We start from the raw sequence: 17,322 nt of genomic DNA on the forward strand, positions 1-17,322 counted from the left end.
CAAGCGGGCGGCCGCCTGACAGGGCACAAACCTCGCGCCGGAATGGAGCAGACCGCATGCGATCTCGCTCCGCCCTTGGCTGCCCGACGCTTCGGGCCCGCGGCATCCGCTCACGGGCCCGAAGCCTATTCGAGATCCCCTGGCGACTTCCTCATCTGACGCGCGGGCTCGTTTCCGCAAGAACGGGATCGCTCAGGCGCTGGCCTGCCGATCCATGTGGCCGCAAAAGCTTCGCCGGAACAGTGCTTCTTTCTTGGGCGGATCTCGATAATACAGCGTTGACACTTGGTATTTGGTATGCCAACTTCATTAGACCAGATGTCAGAACGCATTGGATAGACGCGTGACCGAGATCGAGACAGACACGCTGTCGAGCGACGCCGGAGGTTCCGGCCTCGTGATCACGCGACTTCCGGTCGAGACCAGCTATAAGGACAAGGCTTATGCGGCCCTGAAGAGGGCCATCAGCCAGATGGATCTCTACAACTCGCCGGACCCAATCAGGCTGGATGAGCGCGAGCTGTCGGAGCGCCTAGGCGTCAGCCGGACCCCAATCCGCGAAGCCATCGCGATGCTCGAGCGCGAAGGATTTGTGAAGACCATGCCGCGCCGCGGCATCCATGTCGTCCGCAAGACAAAGCGCGAAATCATCGAGATGATTCACGCCTGGGCCGCGCTCGAAAGCATGGCGGCCCGGCTCATTGCGCGTGATGCCTCCAATGAAGAGATCGCGGAGCTGCGGGCGTTGTTCGACAGCTTCACCGATGCTCATGCGGCGGCTGATCGTGTCGAGGAATATTCGGCAGCAAACGTCGCCTTCCATCAGGGCCTGATCCGCTTGAGCGGCTCGCAACTGCTCGTGGACCTGACCGACAATCTGTTCCTGCACGTGCGGGCGATCCGTCACCGGACGATCTTCGAGCACGACAGGGCCCGGCGCTCGATCGAGGAGCACATGGGCATCATCGAGGCGCTCGAAGCGCGCGATGTGGAATTGGCCGAGCGGCTCGCGCGCGAGCACACGCTTCGGCTGGGAGAGCATGTCGAGCGCCATCTGGTTCTCGACTGAGACGTCAATCTTCAACGAAACTCTGATGGGAGGCAGCAGGACCATGAATTCGATGGCAGTGAAGGAGCGAGATGCTTCCGCTGGCGGCGTGGAGATCTCTAAGGCGGACGACATGCAGCAGCATGCGCTGACGGATGGCTTTCACCTCGTCATTGATGCGCTCAAGCTCAACGGCATCAATACGATCTATGATGTGCCCGGCATTCCGATCTCGGATCTGCTCCGCATGGCGCAGGCCGAAGGCATGCGGGTTATTTCGTTCCGGCACGAGCAGAACGCCGGAAATGCCGCTGCGATCGCCGGCTTTCTGACGAAGAAGCCCGGCGTCTGCATGACGGTGTCGGCTCCGGGCTTCCTCAATGGCCTGACGGCGCTGGCCAATGCCACCACCAATTGCTGGCCGATGATCCTGATCAGCGGCTCGTCGGAGCGCGAGATCGTCGACCTGCAGCAGGGCGACTACGAAGAGATGGACCAGCTGGCCATTGCCAAGCCCCTCTGCAAGGCGGCTTTCCGCATATTGCATGCCGAGGACATCGGCATCGGCGTGGCGCGCGCGATCCGCGCGGCCGTTTCGGGCCGTCCGGGCGGCGTCTATCTCGACCTGCCGGCGAAGCTGCTCGGACAGGTCATGGATGCAGCGGCTGGGCAGAAGTCGCTCGTCAAGGTCATCGATCCGGCGCCTGCCCAGATTCCCGCTCCGTCGGCCATCCAGCGTGCTCTCGACGTGCTGAAGAGCGCCAAGCGTCCCCTGATCATCCTCGGCAAAGGCGCGGCGTACGCGCAGGTCGATGACGAGATCCGCGCCCTGGTCGAGAAGAGCGGCATTCCGTTCCTCCAGATGAGCATGGCCAAGGGCCTCCTGCCCGACACGCATCCGCAGTCCGCAGGTGCGGCACGCTCGACGGTGCTGAAGCAATCCGATGTCGTGCTCCTGATCGGCGCCCGCCTCAACTGGCTTCTGTCGCACGGGAAGGGCAAGACCTGGGGCGAGCCTGGAACGCAGAAGTTCATCCAGATCGACATCGAGCCGCGGGAGATGGACAGCAACGTCGAGATCGCGGCTCCCGTCGTCGGTGACATCGGCTCCTGCGTATCCGCGCTTCTCGCGGCTATGGGCAACAATTGGGCCCCACCGCCGGCCGAGTGGATTGCCACCATTTCCGAGAAGAAGGAAGCCAATATCGCCAAGATGGCGTCGAGGCTGAAGAAGAACTCGATGCCGATGGACTTCCACAGCGCGCTCGGTTTGCTGCGCACCGTCATCAAAGAGCGCCCGGATGCCATCCTCGTCAACGAGGGCGCCAACACGCTCGATCTCGCTCGCGGCGTCATCGACATGTATCAGCCGCGCAAGCGCCTCGACGTCGGCACCTGGGGTGTCATGGGCATTGGTATGGGCTTCGCGGTCGCGGCGGCCGTGGAGACCGGCAAGCCCGTGCTCGCCATCGAAGGGGACAGCGCCTTCGGCTTCTCCGGCATGGAGGTTGAAACCATCTGCCGGTACAACCTGCCGGTCTGCATCGTCATCTTCAACAATAACGGCATCTACAAGGGCACCGACGTCAACCCGACAGGCGGTCCCGACGTCGCGCCCATGGTCTTCGTCAAGGATGCTCGTTACGACAAGATGATGGAGGCGTTCGGCGGCGTCGGCGTCCATGTCACGACGCCGGACGAGCTGTACCGCGCCGTCAGCGAGGCGATGGACTCCGGTAAGCCGACCCTCGTAAACGCCGTGATCGACCCGGCAGCCGGCAGCGAGAGCGGCAACATCGGCAGCCTCAACCCGCAAAGCGCGCTGACCAAGAAGTAAGCCGCCCAACCAGCCATTTCTCATCAGGGAGAGACACGATGAAAGCTCTCGAAGGCGTCCGTATCCTCGATTTCACCCACGTTCAGTCCGGGCCGACCTGCACGCAGCTGCTGGCCTGGTTCGGCGCTGATGTCATTAAGGTGGAGCGCCCCGGAACGGGTGACATCACGCGCGGCCAGCTGCGCGATATCCCCAACGTGGACAGCCTCTATTTCACGATGCTGAACCACAACAAGCGATCGATCACGCTCGACACCAAGAACCCGAAAGGGAAGGAGGTTCTCGAGGGACTCATCCGCACCTGCGACGTGCTCGTCGAGAACTTCGCACCGGGTGTCCTCGACCGCATGGGGCTCACCTGGGCGCGCATCCAGGAACTCAACCCGAAGATGATCGTCGCCTCGATCAAGGGGTTCGGCCCCGGTGATTACGAGGATTGCAAGGTCTACGAGAACGTCGCGCAGTGCGCCGGCGGTTCCGCTTCGACGACGGGTTTCCGGGATGGCCCGCCGCTCGTGACGGGTGCCCAGATCGGCGACTCCGGCACTGGTCTGCACCTCGCGCTTGGCATCGTCACCGCGCTCTTCCATCGCACGAAGACCGGTCGCGGGCAGAGGGTCAACTGCGCCATGCAGGACGGCGTCCTGAATCTCTGCCGGGTGAAGCTGCGCGATCAGCAGCGTCTAGCCCACGGGCCGCTGAAGGAATACAGCCAGTTCGGCGAAGGCATTCCGTTCGGCGATGCAGTTCCGCGTGCCGGCAACGACTCGGGTGGTGGTCAGCCGGGACGGATCTTGAAGTGCAAGGGCTGGGAGACCGATCCCAACGCCTACATCTACTTCATCACCCAGGCGCCAGTCTGGGAAGCGATCTGTGACGTGATCGGCGAGCCGGAATGGAAGACCCATCCGGACTATGCGACGCCGCCGGCTCGGCTCCCGCGCTTGAACGAGATCTTCGGGCGGATCGAGCAGTGGACCATGACCAAGGATAAGTTCGAGGCCATGGACATCCTCAACAAATACGACATCCCCTGCGGCCCGATTTTGTCGATGAAGGAGATCGCCGAGGACAAGTCATTGCGGGCGACCGGAACGGTCGTAGAGGTCGATCATCCCACACGCGGGAAGTACCTCTCGGTCGGCAACCCGATCAAGCTGTCCGACAGCCCGAGCGAGGTCGTTCGCTCGCCGCTGCTCGGTGAGCACACCGACGAGATCCTCCGGGAAGTCCTGAAATATACTGAGGAGCAGATCTCTGAGATCGAAGCTTCGGGTGCAACCGGCGCGGCGCCTCGCATGGCGGCCGAGTAACACCGTCGTTTAGAAGATGGGATGGAGCAGGTTTTCCTGCTCCATTCCTATTCCGCAAATACCCCGTGCTTCGCCACGTGATTGGCGAGGCCGAGCGTGTGGTCGCGGACGAGGCGTTCCGCTAGGTCGGCATCGTGCGCCTCCAGGGCATCGATGATCTGCATGTGCTCGGCAATGGACCGCGCAGCACGGTTGTCCTGACGGAGTGAAACCGTTCGTATGGCCCGGATGTGGATGAACAGGTTCTCGATCATGTCCTCGATGAGCTTGGACCCACCGAGCCTGATGATGGTCTGGTGAAATTTGATGTTGGCCTCAGAGTACTCGTTCATGTGTTCCGAGGGCGGCTCGTTCACGAATTCCTGGAACAGCTTCCTAAGTGATTTGATCTGCGAGTCCGTCGCGTGAGTGGCTGCGAGCCGGGCCGCCATGCTTTCGAGGGCAGCCCAGACGATGATCATCTCGATGATCTCCTTCTTGGACTTGCGCACCAGGAAAATGCCGCGGCGGGGAACTGCGCGGACGAAGCCCTCCTGCTCCAGCAGGGTCAAGGCTTCCCGAATGGGCGTCCGACTCACGCCGAGTTCCTGGGAGAGCTGGCGTTCGTCGAGCCGGATGTCCTCGAGCTGGCCATAGATGTCCATCTCGGTGATCGCTTTCTTGAGTGCGTCGTACGCCAGCGTTCGGAGGCTCGCATTCGCCTCGAGCGGCGTGATGTTCAACTTTGGACGTGACGCCATGAATTCCACCGATTCTCCACGTTCGACGGATGCTTCGAGGACGACCCAATGATCGCCCTCCTGTCGATCGAAGCTATTGATGGCCAGGAATGCCTCTGGCGCAAGCGGAATGCGTCCCGGAATGCGCAGGGCGCCGAGGCACTTTTGCGATCGACCTCACGTGATCGGCGGACTCGAACCAATTCCCACTTGACATGCACGGTACTTGGCATGCCAAATACCAACCACCACACGGCTACGGGCCGGCGTCCGGTCCATCGTTGCCGCCCGACAGAGGGCGATCCGGAATCCGGACGATCCTGCAGCCGAGTTTGAAGCAAGTACCTGGTGTGGATCGAAGCGCGTGCCGTCGACCACACCCAGAGAGAAGTGGACGCAGGAGGAATTCAGATGGCTCAAGGCGCTTTGAAAATGCAGTCTCAGGACAGTACGTCGGGTGACGCCCACTCTGTAGTTCGCAAAGTACTGGATCGGGTCAAGGCCGATGGCCGCACCGCCCTCACGGCCCCGGAAGGCAAGATCGTTTGTGACGCATACGGGATCCCGGTCCCGAAGGAGGGGGTCGCCAGCTCGGCACAGGAGGCGGTGAGCCTCGCAGAGGGAATGGGCTTCCCGGTCGTGCTGAAGATCGTCTCTCCCGACATCCTGCACAAGACGGAAGCGGGGGGCGTTCTTGTTGGGCTGAAGAGTGCCGATGAGGTCTCCAAGGGCTATGAGACGATCCTCTCGAACGCCAAGAAGTACAAGGCCGACGCCAAGATCGAAGGCGTGCAGGTTCAGCAGATGCTGAAGGGCGGGACCGAGGTGATCATCGGATCGATCACCGATGGCTCGTTCGGAAAGCTCGTGGCATTCGGTCTCGGCGGCGTCCTCGTCGAGGTCCTCAAGGACATCACCTTCCGCCTCGCGCCGGCGACACGTGAGGACGCGCTGTCCATGCTCGACGGCATCCAAGCTGCCGAGATGCTCCACGGCGTTCGCGGCGGCGACCCGGTGAACCGGGAGGCACTGGCCGACATCATCGTCAAGGTCTCGCAGCTCGTCACCGATTTCCCCGAGATCACGGAACTCGATCTCAACCCCGTCTTCGCGACGAAAGCCGATGCGACCGCCGCGGACGTGCGGATCGTCGTCGACTTCGAAGTGAAGCAGAAGCCGGCTGGGCGCAGCCGGGAAGAGGTCGTCAAGGGCATGAACCGGATCATGCGCCCCGACGCCGTCGCCGTGATCGGCGCCTCGTCGGAGGACGGCAAGATCGGCAACTCCGTGATGAAGAATCTCATCAACGGCGGCTACAAGGGCAAGATCTATCCGATCCACCCCAAGGCCGACGAGATCATGGGCATCAAGGCCTACAAGTCGGTCAAGGACGTGCCCGGTGAGATCGACGTTGCGGTCTTCGCGATCCCGGCCAAGTTCGTGGCCGGCGCACTCACCGAATGTGGCGAGAAGGGCATTCCGGGCGCGGTCCTGATTCCGTCGGGCTTTGCCGAAACCGGCAACGTCGAGGGCCAGGAAGAGCTCCAGGAGATCGGCCGGAAGTACAACATTCGCCTGATGGGGCCGAACATCTACGGCTTCTACTACATGGAGAAGAACCTTTGCGCGACCTTCTGCACGCCGTTCGATGTGCAGGGCAAGGCGGCGCTGTCGTCCCAGTCGGGCGGCATCGGCATGGCGATCATCGGCTTCTCGCGCTCCACGAAGATGGGCGTGTCGGCGATCGTCGGGCTCGGCAACAAGTCCGATATCGACGAGGATGATCTCCTCGACTTCTTCGAGCAGGACGATTCCACGCAAGTCATCGCGCAGCACTGCGAGGATCTGAAGGACGGCCGTGCCTTCGCTGAGGCAGCGAAGCGTGTCTCGAAGAAGAAGCCCGTAATCGTGCTCAAGGCGGGCCGCACCTCCGCGGGTGCGAAGGCCGCGAGCTCGCATACGGGTGCCCTCGCCGGAAACGACAAGATCTACGAGGACGTGTTCAAGCAGGCTGGCGTCATCCGCGCCCGCTCGCTGCGGCAGCTCCTCGAGTTCGCGCGCGGCGTGCCGGTCCTGCCGACGCCGAAGGGCGAGAACGTCCTGATCATCACCGGCGCCGGTGGTTCGGGCGTGCTTCTGTCCGACGCGGTGGTCGATAACGGCCTCAACCTGATGACGATGCCCGACGACCTCGACGCCGCCTTCCGGAAGTTCATCCCGCCGTTCGGTGCCGCCGGCAATCCGGTCGACATCACGGGCGGCGAGCCGCCGACGACATACAAGAACACGATCAAGCTCGGCCTCGAAGACGATCGGATTCACTCGATCATCCTGGGCTACTGGCACACGATCATCACCCCGCCGATGACCTTTGCGAAGCTCGTCGTCGAGGTGAAGGAAGAGATGAAGGCGAAAGGCATCGAGAAGCCCATCGTCGCCTCGCTGGCGGGCGACGTGCAGGTGGAAGAGGCCGCCGAGTATCTCTACCAGAATGGTGTGCCCGCGTACGCCTACTCGACCGAGCTTCCGGTCGAAGTGCTCGGCGCCAAGTACAAGTGGGCGCGCGGCGCAGGCCTTCTCTGAGAAGCTTGCTTGAACAACAACGCCGCCCCGGCTATCCGGGGCGGCGAATGCGCTCCGGCCCGGCAGGTTTGTCATGAACATTCACAACCCGCGACCCCTTCCTCCGAACGAACGGCCGGCCCGCGCCATTCATCCGGGCTCCGGGCGGCGAAAGACGCGTGACGCGCCGAAAGGCCGCCAGGTTGACCAGCAATCGCTCGAGGAGGTGAGGGCGCTCCTGGACGATCGCCCACGCAGGGCCGACCTGCTGATCGAGCACCTTCATCTGCTGCAGGATCATTATGGTGGCCTGCATGCGCGGCATCTTGCAGCGCTCGCGATGGAGATGCGCCTCGCCCTGGTCGAGGTGTATGAAGTCGCCTCGTTCTATGCCCACTTCGACATTGTCATGGATGACGAGCAGGCCCCGCCGCCGATTACAGTGCGGGTCTGCGACAGCCTGAGCTGCGCGCTCGCGGGCGCGGAAACCCTGCTGGCATCGCTGCAGGACAACCTTTCTCCGGGAGTCCGGGTCGTCCGTGCGCCCTGCATGGGCGCCTGCCACCAAGCCCCTGCCGTCGCTATCGGTCATGCGCTTCACGAGCATGCAACCGTCGAAAGCGTGGCCCAGGCCATTTCGGCCGGGAACACGCATCCGCACATCCCGGATCACATCGATTTCGATCAGTATCGGGCCGGTGGCGGGTATGAGCTCCTGCTCGATTGCCTCGAGGGGCGCCGGTCGATCGAGGACGTCGTCAAGGCACTCGAGGATTCCAATCTCCGCGGCCTTGGCGGAGCGGGCTTCCCAACTGGACGCAAGTGGCGTTTCGTTCGTGCCGAGCCGGGCCCGCGCCTCATGGCTGTCAATGCGGACGAGGGCGAGCCGGGCACCTTCAAGGATCGTCACTATCTCGAAACCGATCCACACCGCTTTCTGGAGGGCATGCTGATCGGCGCTTTGGCCGTCGAGGCAGAGGCGGTCTACATCTACCTCCGCGACGAATATCCGCAGATCCGGGAGTTGCTGCTCCGCGAAATTCCCAAGGTTCAGGCCGCCGGGCTGTCCCGCCACACGGAGATCCACCTTCGCCGCGGTGCCGGCGCTTATATCTGCGGCGAGGAATCCGCGATGCTCGAGTCGATCGAGGGCAAGCGGGGACTGCCTCGTCACAAGCCGCCATTCCCGAGCCAAGTCGGCCTCTTCGGGCGCCCGACGCTGATCAACAACGTCGAAACCCTGTTCTGGGTGCGCGACATCGTCGAGAAGGGAGGGGACTGGTTCGCGAGCCATGGCCGGAACGGCCGCAAGGGATTGCGTACCTTCTCGGTCTCGGGGCGCGTGAAGGAGCCGGGCGTCAAGCTGGCTCCAGCCGGGATCACGATCCGCGAACTGATCGACGAGTTCTGCGGCGGAATGCAGGACGGGCACACCTTCAAGGCCTATCTTCCGGGCGGCGCCTCGGGCGGCATTCTTCCCGCTTCGATGGATGATATTCCGCTCGATTTCGGAACCCTGGAGTCGCATGGCTGCTTCATCGGTTCTGCGGCGGTCATGGTGCTGTCGGACCAGGACAGCATGCGCGATGTCGCTATCAACCTCATGAAGTTCTTCGAGGACGAGAGTTGCGGCCAGTGCACACCCTGCCGCGTCGGAACCGAGAAGGCGGTCGTGCTCATGGAGCGTCCGCAATGGGATGAAGCGCTGCTCAACGAGCTGACCCGCGTCATGACCGACGCGTCGATCTGCGGTCTCGGGCAGGCAGCCATGAATCCCGTCAAGCAGGTTCTGAAGCATTTCCGGGATGATTTTACCGCGAGCGCGGCAGCGGGCTCCGGTTCTGCGCGTGGAGCTGCTCCGGAATCCGGAAAGCCGGCGCGCTACTGACACGTGCCGGGAGCTGCTGCGGGCTCCCGGATGAAATCATGAAACGGAGGCCGTTCGCGATCGGGCAGGATGGCACTCCGGAAGGAGCAGGTCATGTCGGAAGGCATCAAGTTTTCCCTGAACGGCAAGGAGGTCGAGGCTCACCCGGGCGAGACCATCTGGCAGGTCGCTCAGCGCTACGACACCGAGATCCCGCACCTTTGCTATTCTCACAAGCCGGGCTATCGGCCGGACGGCAACTGTCGCGCCTGCGTGGTCGAGATTGAGGGCGAGCGGGTCCTCGCGGCATCCTGTGTCCGGAAGCCCGCCCCGGGGATGAAGGTCAACACGGCGTCCGAGCGCGCCCAGGCATCCCAGAAGCTCGTGTTCGAACTGCTCGTCGCGGACCAGCCGGAGCGCACCGATGCGCATGACCCGGATTCGCGGTTCTGGAACTGGGCGGACCGCATCGAAGTGACCGAGAGCCGGTTCCCTGCCGTCGCGCGCCCGAGCAAGACGGTCGATTTCAGCCATCCCGCGATGGCCGTCCAACTCGACGCCTGCATTCATTGCACGCTTTGCGTCCGCGCATGCCGGGAAGTGCAGGTCAACGACGTGATCGGGATGGCATCGCGCGGCCATCTCGAAAAGATCATCTTCGATTTCGATGACCCGATGGGCGATTCGACCTGCGTGGCCTGCGGCGAGTGCGTTCAGGCCTGTCCGACAGGCGCCCTGATGCCGGCCACGCTCGTCGACGAGGCGGGCCGCTACACGAACGCACCGGACCGCGAGGTCGAGAGCGTCTGTCCCTATTGCGGCGTCGGTTGCCAGCTCACGTACCAGATCAAGAACGACCGGATCGTCGCGGTTCAGGGAAGGGACGGGCCGGCGAACCAGAATCGCCTCTGCGTCAAGGGTCGCTTCGGCTTCGACTACGTCCACCACTCCGATCGCCTCACGGTTCCGCTGATCCGTAAGGAGGGCGTTCCCAAGAGCGACGTCGCGACCGACCCACTCAATCCGCTGACCCATTTCCGGGAGGCGACCTGGGAGGAGGCTCTCGAGCGGGCAGCCGGCGGTCTCAAGCGGATTCGTGACGAGCGCGGCGGTGGGGCGCTGGCGGGCTTCGGCTCGGCCAAAGGTTCGAACGAAGAGGCCTATCTCTTCCAGAAGCTGGTGCGTACCGGATTCGGGACCAATAACGTCGACCACTGCACACGCCTTTGCCACGCCTCGTCCGTTGCCGGACTGCTCGAAGGGGTGGGTTCCGGCGCCGTTTCGGCCCCATTCATGGCGGCCGAGGATGCGGACGTCATCGTCGTGATTGGCGCGAACCCGACCGAGAACCACCCGGTCGCCGCGACCTTCTTCAAGAATGCGGTCGAACGCGGCGCCAAGCTCGTCGTCATGGACCCCCGCGGCATAACGCTCAAGCGGCATGCGACGCACATGCTGCAATTCAAGCCGGGCCGTGACGTCGCCATGCTGAACGCCATGCTGCACACGATTGTCGAGGAGCAGCTCTACGATCGGCAGTACGTGCAGGCGAACACGGAGGATTTCGAGAAGCTCGTCGAGAACGTGAAGGACTTCTCGCCGGAGGAGATGGAAGCAGTCTGCGGAATCCCGGCAGCGACGCTCCGCGAGGTCGCTCGCCTTTATGCCCGCGCCGAAGCAGCGATCATCTTCTGGGGCATGGGCGTCTCGCAGCACATTCATGGCACCGACAACACGCGCTGCCTGATCGCCCTCGCTCTGTCGACAGGCCAGATCGGCCGGCCGGGCACGGGACTGCATCCTCTGCGCGGCCAGAATAACGTGCAGGGGGCTTCGGACGCTGGCCTCATCCCGATGTTCTTCCCGGACTACAAGTCCGTGGAGGATCCGGAGACACGCGCCTTCTACGAGGAGTTCTGGGGTACGAGTCTCGACCCGAATCGCGGTCTCACCGTCGTCGAGATCATGGACGCGATCCACGCGGGCTCGATCCGGGGCATGTACATCATGGGTGAGAACCCCGCGATGTCGGACCCCGATCTAAACCATGCCCGCGGAGCGCTCGCGTCCCTGGAGCATCTCGTGGTCCAGGATCTCTTCCTGACGGAGACGGCCAAGTATGCGGACGTGGTCCTGCCGGCTTCTGCTTGGCCGGAGAAGGACGGGACCGTTACGAACACGAACCGTCAAGTTCAGATGGGACGCAAGGCGCTGCCTCTGCCCGGCCAAGCCCGACAGGATCTCGAGATCATCGTCGAGATGGGGCAGCGGCTCGGATTGGACTGGACCTATACGCATCCGCGCGAAGTCTTCGCCGAGATGGCGGAGGCCATGCCTTCGCTGAAGAATATCACCTGGGAGCGGCTGCAGCGCGAGCACTCGGTCACCTACCCGTGCGATGCTCCGGATCAGCCCGGGCACGACATCGTGTTCGGAGACGGTTTCCCGACGGCGAGCGGGCGCGGGAAGTTCGTCCCTGCCAGGCTCGTTTCGCCGGCCGAGGAGCCCGATCAGGAATACCCGATGGTGTTGACGACCGGTCGCCAGCTGGAGCACTGGCATACCGGGTCCATGACACGGCGCTCACGTGTGCTCGACGATCTCGAGCCGGAGGCCGTGGCCTATGTGTCCGCCCGCGACATGGAGCGACTCGGGATGCGGTCAGGCGATCGCATGCAGGTGAGCACTCGGCGCGGCAGCATTCAGCTGAAAGCCAGAATCGATGGTATGATTCCGCCGGGTCTCGTCTTCATCCCGTTCGCCTATGCGGAAGCAGCCGCGAACATTCTGACGAACCCTCAGCTCGACCCATTCGGCAAGATCCCGGAATTCAAATACTGCGCCGCGCGGATTGATCCGATTCGGGACGCTGTCGCAGCAGAGTAAAGCGGGCACGCATGTCTGGCGCGGATGGAGCAATCCGGTTCCGCCCGCTCCAGACCCGTTATGCGACACGGCCAGGATCCTTTACGTGACGGCCATGCGCCTCAGGGGGAGTGGAACAAATCCGTCGAGTTTCGAATTCGATTCAGAGATTAATCCAGCACGAGCCCCTGCAAAATGCCCACTGCCAACATCCATGATCGAGCGACCGTCGAGGCGCTCTATCCGCTCGCTGCTTTCGAAGAGGATGCGGCTCACAATTCGGCCGGCAAGGCGGACGTCATCCAAGGCATCCGTGTCGAGTCGCCGCCGGACGAGAACGGAACCTTCACGCTCTCTCGCGCCAAGCGGCACGTCGGCGAGGTCCGGACGAACGGCGTGGCCATTTTTCTCGCCCCAGACCATCAGTATCGGTACTCCGCGCTCATGAAGGACGACGAGAACTATGGCGGACCGATCGAGAAGGGTGACGCGCTCGCGTCAGCGCGGAACTCGGCCGACGGCTACAGGTCCTTCATTGACAGCATTCTGGAAACGGCGCGCACTGCGGATTTCCAGCCGCCGATCGGACGCGGTGAAGAGCGACTTCGAGGCTTTCACGGGGGCTGATGAGAGATCGACTCCGAATTCCGGCTTGTCCTTGGATCTCAGATTAAAGCCGGACGTGCTCCTCGGACTCCAGACAAAAAGAAAGGGCGCCGTAAAGGCGCCCTATCGTTGGGAGCGGGGTCCCGATAGCGGGCTTACGCAGCCTTCTTGAGCTCGTTGCTGTTCGCCGACTCGCCGAGCGAGAGCGTCTGCGCGGTGAACTGACGAGGAGCGGGAAGACGGGTGGGTTCAGCCATGCGCTGGACATCGCTGACGATCTCTCCGAACAGGCTGCGATCCTTCAGCGCGATCTCGTAGACGACGCCAGCGAGACCCGCCACCGCAAGCGCGAGCATGGCATATTCAAAGAAATAAGCGGAGATCATCGTTCAGCCCTCTGTCTGTGGAATTCTATGCTGCGACGCATCATGTGTGGTGCAATGCACCATATGGCAGCAGGGCTGACCAAATTCAAGCGCTGTGGCATACCAAATACACAATACGCCATTCCGACAGAGCATGGCGGGGCCCGCCACCACCCTCCGACGCGCGTGCTCTGCAATTCTCCCACGAGCCGCGAAATGGGCGCAGTCGCATTATGAACAGGGCGTGATTGCATAATCGGCGGCCTTCGTGAGATGGGACACTACGGTGCTCGCCACCGAGGCTTTGGCGGCTGCGCCACCAGTCTATGTCGCTCCGGTCTGCGCCAGTGGGGGCTCCTGTGCGACCCGTTCGGACTTGCAACCCGATCGATGCAGGCCCAATCGGGACCGGCTGCTCCTACAGGGCCTCGGGCAAACGGGCCAGGGAGACCGTCGGTTGGGCCGCAAGCGGGCATCCCAGCCGATTGTCGCGCGCTTCGATCGGATTGCATTTATCGACGAAAGAGTCGGTTGACCATGAAATCGGTCAGCGGCACCATAGGGTATTGCGCTTATTCGCTTGACCAATACCGTTGCGGCAAGGCTGCTCAGCCTGAAGAGTATTTTTCATGATTATTTTCGATCCCAGAACGGGACAGACGGTCACCATCAAACCGCCGATCAGACCGCGCGATTCACGTTACTCTTGATCTGCGTGCTGGCCGGGCTTCAGGGAATTCATCACGTTTCCGGAAGTTCTCTTCTCTCTCCAGTGTCCTCTCCGTCACTGCGAACGCAGTGAGGCACTCCAGGAGTGTAACAGTCGACGGGTAGATTGCTTCGCCTCCGGCTCGCAATGACGGGTGTGGTTCAGGCGTCACTCCGCTTTCGGCAGTTCTCTACGCGTCCCTACACCCTCTTCGTCATTGCGAACGCAGTGAAGCAATCTACCCGTCGACGGATGGCTCGCCTGCGGCTCGCAATGACGGGTGGGGCACCGTATCCGGTGTAATGAAACGTCAGTCGCACACCCGAACCGGGCGGCGTACGTATTCGCCGTAGTAGGAATCGTAGTACGTCCGATATGCTGTCCGACATGCAGGGCGACGCTCGCGGTATCCACTATAGAACCGCTCTCCCCGGCTATCTCGCCAGTCGCGCCGGTCATGTCCACGACGCAGCCACGGCGGACCACCCTGATGGCCGGGCTTGTGGTGAATGCGGGTGATTTGCAATTCGCTTCGCGCTCCTGTCCAACCTGCTTGATCCACCGGGGTGGAGAGAGCTGGTGCAACAGAAAAACCGAGCGCACTGGTCATTATCAGAACTGACAAACGCATTCTCAAACTCCGCATTGGTTAATGAAAGAACAGGCACAACCCTGCACAGTTCCGTCCAGAGCAGCAAATCGGTCAACCACGAAAGACAAAAGCCGGTCAGCGGATTGGATCAGTCCGCACTGAAATGAGCTTGATCAGGTCATCTACCACGAAGCGGGTTTCGGTGATCTCGAGGCCGGCTTCGATCACGTGCTCCTCCGTCTTGCGATCGAATCCTGCTCCATAGGCCCACTTCATCCAGGGCTCCCACAGGCGAGCAATTGCGGCTCTGATCGCACCTTTCGGACGCACGTATTCGAGCAGTCGAAGAGTTCCGCCGGGTTTCAGCACACGCGCAATCTCGTGCAGCGCCGGCACCTGCAGGTCATTGGGCAGAACACAGAACAGGAAGGACGCAACGGCTGCGTCGAAAGACTTATCCGGCAGGGAAAGGCGAGTCACATCCATCGCGTGCAACTCGATTGTGCGGCCGAGCTCCCGGGCATGCCGTGCCGCACGCGCCAGCATCGCCGGACTCTGATCGATGCCCACGACCTCTGCGCCTTGCGGATAGAATGGAATGTTCCGCCCCGTGCCGACGCCGGCGTCGAGAATGCGTCCCGACATGCCGTCGAAGAGCAGCGGGCGGATCTGCCGATAGCGGCCGTACTCGAACGGAAGGTCGAGAAGATCATAGAAGGGCGCGATGCGCTGGTAGCGATCGAGGGTGGAAAGCACGGCCGCCTTCCGGCGATGTTGCGAGCCTGCCAGTCTCTTACGACAACCTCGAGACTGGCGCCATGCCTCCGGAAGCGAGGCCTTGGCTATGGCAAGAGGCCGTAAGGACGAGCGTGATCTGAGACCGTCTACATTGTCGGCCCATGTCGGGTATGCACTAAGCCCGCTCTCGCGACGGTCTCTCTCTGCCCTGATCGCAAGAGAAGCCAGCCACCGATCAGCATGAGGGCGCCCCAGATCAGGAAAGCGACGTCCCAATAGATCCATTGCTCACGGGGGACGGTTTCGTTCACGTGATGAAGCCCGAGCAGATGATGGTCGATGATCCCCTCAACGAGGTTGAAGAGGCCGAAGCCCATCAGGATCGTGCCCGACAGGAGCTTTCCGGACCAGCGAATGTGATGTGTCCGGGAGTGGCGCCACAGGATGTAAAGACCAAGCCCCGTGAAAACATAAGTGCTCGCGTGGAAGATGCCGTCCCAGAACGTATTGATCTTGAGGTTCTCGACGGTGTCGGGCAGGTATCCCGCGCTGGTGACCATGTGGTGCCATTGCAGCACCTGATGCAGGACGATCCCGTCGAAGAATCCACCAAGGCCAAGCCCAAGTAGGATTCCGGCCGAGACTGGAAAGCTGACTTTGTGATGCTCGCTCATCGCATGATGCTCACCAGTCAAAGCCTGGCCGCCTGAAGAGCATGGCTTGCACGGGTGTCTCGATTGCCCAGGCCAGGCCCGATCTGGCCGAAATCCCCTCGCAATGCCTTCAGGGCGTAGCGCTCGGTTTCGATTTCGCGCGCTGTGCGAAAGCCCAGGCGCCGCAAAACCGGCAGAGGAGGACACCAGCCCTGCACAGCATGCTGGAACAGAAAGGCCGTGACCAGGGCGGGCAGAATGAGCCAGCGCTTGTCGATCGCGGCGGCCAGCGCCATGCCCGTGAAGGCCAGCGTCGAGGCGTTCGCCTCCAGGGTCCGCTCGATATCCCATTCCTGGTCCAACTCGCGGAGGCGATGGTCGATGCGCTCCGGGTGGCTCGCATGCCATCTGACGCTGTCTGCGAGGTGGGCCTCGATGCGGCGGTTCACCTCTTGGCTCGTCTGCTGGGATACGCGGTTGACCGTGCTCGCAACCATAGCTGAACCTCCTGCAACTCCCGGAGAAACAATGCTTTCAGCCTCGGGTTCCGCACCCACACTGATCGGCCCCTTGGCTTTCCCATGGGCCTAATCCGATATTGTGAGATCCATGCACGCGTCGGCGCATCGTGCCCGACGAGCCGACACGACAGGAGGCCCCATGAGCGAGCAATCCGAAAAGGATCGGTGGAACGAACGCTATGCAGGTGACGACTACCTGTTCGGCACCAGCCCCAATGCCTTCCTGGCCGCCCAACGGCACCTCCTCGTTCCCGGGCAGACAGCGCTGGCAATCGCGGACGGGGAGGGACGTAACGGCGTCTGGCTCGCCGAGCAGGGATTGCGCGTCACTGCCGTCGATGTCTCGCCGATCGCTCTCGACAAGGCGCGCCGGCTCGCGGAGCACAAGGACGTCGACCTGACCTCCATTCAGGCCGATCTCGCCACATGGGACTGGCAGGAGAGCAGTTTCGACGTGGTCGCGGCCATCTTCATCCAGTTCGCAAATCCCAACCTGCGCGAGGCTATCTTTCGCGGGATCCGCCGCACACTCGTGCCTGGAGGATTGCTCCTGCTACAAGGCTACCGTCCGGAACAGATCCAGTATGGGACCGGCGGTCCCCCTCACGCCGAGAACATGTACACTGCAGCAATGCTACGCGAGGCCTTCTCGGATTTCGAGATCGTCAGCCTGGCCGAGCACGACAGCATCATCCAGGAGGGGACGGGACATCACGGGATGTCCGCTCTCGTGGATCTGGTTGCACGCAAGCCATCGTGACGGTCCGCGCGCCGTCGATGCTCTCGAGCGTCCTTGCGAGTAGCGAGATCGCGCCGGCGCGTGGCAGACACGCTGAGGGCGTGGCTCGCACTCCTCGGCATGCGGCTCGGCCCCCATATTGCGGCAAAGTGGATACGGCTCTGTCAGGGTTCGTAATCAACCCTTCG

Annotated in this window: 13 protein-coding genes; 8 read left to right on the forward strand and 5 right to left on the reverse strand. The window is 62.4% G+C overall.

Translation table 11 applies throughout. The annotated features are described in order from the left end of the window. Nucleotides 1–343: 343 nt before the first annotated feature. The 3 genes from BN1233_RS07790 to frc are packed head-to-tail and all read left to right on the forward strand — an operon-like array spanning nucleotide 344 to nucleotide 4,198. Nucleotides 344–1,069: a GntR family transcriptional regulator gene (locus BN1233_RS07790; RefSeq protein ID WP_046862909.1), complete on the forward strand. Its 726-nt coding sequence runs from the start codon at nucleotides 344–346 to the stop codon at nucleotides 1,067–1,069. 43 nt (nucleotides 1,070–1,112) lie between these two features. Further along, nucleotides 1,113–2,885 (forward strand): oxalyl-CoA decarboxylase, encoded by a 1,773-nt coding sequence (gene oxc, locus BN1233_RS07795; protein WP_082145308.1) that lies wholly within the window; start codon nucleotides 1,113–1,115, stop codon nucleotides 2,883–2,885. 38 nt (nucleotides 2,886–2,923) lie between these two features. Next, entirely contained in the window at nucleotides 2,924–4,198 is a 1,275-nt protein-coding gene (gene frc, locus BN1233_RS07800) for a formyl-CoA transferase (protein ID WP_046862910.1), read from the forward strand. Between the two features lie 47 nt (nucleotides 4,199–4,245). Here the strand turns inward: frc and BN1233_RS07805 are convergent, their stop codons facing one another. Then, complete coding sequence (locus tag BN1233_RS07805) at nucleotides 4,246–4,938, reverse strand: GntR family transcriptional regulator (RefSeq protein WP_046863209.1); 693 nt, start codon at nucleotides 4,936–4,938, stop codon at nucleotides 4,246–4,248. 411 nt (nucleotides 4,939–5,349) lie between these two features. Here BN1233_RS07805 and BN1233_RS07810 point away from each other — a divergent pair, with 411 nt between their 5' ends. The 4 genes from BN1233_RS07810 to BN1233_RS07825 all read left to right on the forward strand — a co-directional run bounded on the left by BN1233_RS07810 (nucleotide 5,350) and on the right by BN1233_RS07825 (nucleotide 12,838). Then, the gene (locus BN1233_RS07810) at nucleotides 5,350–7,500 is read left to right on the forward strand and encodes an acetate--CoA ligase family protein (protein ID WP_046863210.1); all 2,151 of its coding nucleotides are present in this window, start codon (nucleotides 5,350–5,352) and stop codon (nucleotides 7,498–7,500) included. A gap of 73 nt (nucleotides 7,501–7,573) precedes the next feature. Further along, on the forward strand, nucleotides 7,574–9,367 hold the full coding sequence (locus tag BN1233_RS07815) for an NADH-ubiquinone oxidoreductase-F iron-sulfur binding region domain-containing protein (protein ID WP_046862911.1): 1,794 nt from the start codon (nucleotides 7,574–7,576) through the stop codon (nucleotides 9,365–9,367). A 93-nt stretch (nucleotides 9,368–9,460) separates the two neighbouring features. Continuing rightward, nucleotides 9,461–12,232 (forward strand): formate dehydrogenase subunit alpha, encoded by a 2,772-nt coding sequence (gene fdhF, locus BN1233_RS07820; RefSeq protein ID WP_046863211.1) that lies wholly within the window; start codon nucleotides 9,461–9,463, stop codon nucleotides 12,230–12,232. Between the two features lie 174 nt (nucleotides 12,233–12,406). Further along, nucleotides 12,407–12,838 (forward strand): hypothetical protein, encoded by a 432-nt coding sequence (locus BN1233_RS07825; protein ID WP_046862912.1) that lies wholly within the window; start codon nucleotides 12,407–12,409, stop codon nucleotides 12,836–12,838. 134 nt (nucleotides 12,839–12,972) lie between these two features. Here the strand turns inward: BN1233_RS07825 and BN1233_RS07830 are convergent, their stop codons facing one another. The 4 genes from BN1233_RS07830 to BN1233_RS07845 form a co-directional block, all read right to left on the reverse strand. After that, on the reverse strand, nucleotides 12,973–13,203 hold the full coding sequence (locus BN1233_RS07830) for a hypothetical protein (RefSeq protein ID WP_046862913.1): 231 nt from the start codon (nucleotides 13,201–13,203) through the stop codon (nucleotides 12,973–12,975). Nucleotides 13,204–14,618: 1,415 nt separating this feature from the next. Then, entirely contained in the window at nucleotides 14,619–15,239 is a 621-nt protein-coding gene (locus tag BN1233_RS07835; protein WP_046862914.1) for a class I SAM-dependent methyltransferase, read from the reverse strand. 128 nt (nucleotides 15,240–15,367) lie between these two features. Further along, the gene (locus BN1233_RS07840; RefSeq protein WP_046862915.1) at nucleotides 15,368–15,895 is read right to left on the reverse strand and encodes a DUF2243 domain-containing protein; all 528 of its coding nucleotides are present in this window, start codon (nucleotides 15,893–15,895) and stop codon (nucleotides 15,368–15,370) included. Nucleotides 15,896–15,912: 17 nt separating this feature from the next. Beyond that, entirely contained in the window at nucleotides 15,913–16,371 is a 459-nt protein-coding gene (locus BN1233_RS07845) for a hypothetical protein (protein WP_046862916.1), read from the reverse strand. Between the two features lie 163 nt (nucleotides 16,372–16,534). Here BN1233_RS07845 and BN1233_RS07850 point away from each other — a divergent pair, with 163 nt between their 5' ends. Next, a complete protein-coding gene (locus BN1233_RS07850; protein WP_046862917.1) occupies nucleotides 16,535–17,155 on the forward strand; it encodes a class I SAM-dependent methyltransferase in 621 nt (206 codons plus the stop codon). The last annotated feature ends 167 nt before the right edge of the window (nucleotides 17,156–17,322 follow it).

Origin of the sequence: Microvirga massiliensis, from assembly GCF_001006805.1 — a bacterium.
GTDB classification, from domain to species: Bacteria; Pseudomonadota; Alphaproteobacteria; order Rhizobiales; family Beijerinckiaceae; genus Microvirga; species Microvirga massiliensis.

Bases quoted from the DNA above. Each gene is read 5' to 3' on its own strand.
- oxc (WP_082145308.1), top strand. From the start codon at position 1,113: ATGAATTCGATGGCAGTGAAGGAGCGAGATGCTTCCGCTGGCGGCGTG.
- frc (WP_046862910.1), top strand. From the start codon at position 2,924: ATGAAAGCTCTCGAAGGCGTCCGTATCCTCGATTTCACCCACGTTCAG.
- BN1233_RS07805 (WP_046863209.1), bottom strand. From the start codon at position 4,938: ATGGCGTCACGTCCAAAGTTGAACATCACGCCGCTCGAGGCGAATGCG.
- BN1233_RS07810 (WP_046863210.1), top strand. From the start codon at position 5,350: ATGCAGTCTCAGGACAGTACGTCGGGTGACGCCCACTCTGTAGTTCGC.
- BN1233_RS07815 (WP_046862911.1), top strand. From the start codon at position 7,574: ATGAACATTCACAACCCGCGACCCCTTCCTCCGAACGAACGGCCGGCC.
- fdhF (WP_046863211.1), top strand. From the start codon at position 9,461: ATGTCGGAAGGCATCAAGTTTTCCCTGAACGGCAAGGAGGTCGAGGCT.
- BN1233_RS07825 (WP_046862912.1), top strand. From the start codon at position 12,407: ATGCCCACTGCCAACATCCATGATCGAGCGACCGTCGAGGCGCTCTAT.
- BN1233_RS07830 (WP_046862913.1), bottom strand. From the start codon at position 13,203: ATGATCTCCGCTTATTTCTTTGAATATGCCATGCTCGCGCTTGCGGTG.
- BN1233_RS07840 (WP_046862915.1), bottom strand. From the start codon at position 15,895: ATGAGCGAGCATCACAAAGTCAGCTTTCCAGTCTCGGCCGGAATCCTA.
- BN1233_RS07845 (WP_046862916.1), bottom strand. From the start codon at position 16,371: ATGGTTGCGAGCACGGTCAACCGCGTATCCCAGCAGACGAGCCAAGAG.
- BN1233_RS07850 (WP_046862917.1), top strand. From the start codon at position 16,535: ATGAGCGAGCAATCCGAAAAGGATCGGTGGAACGAACGCTATGCAGGT.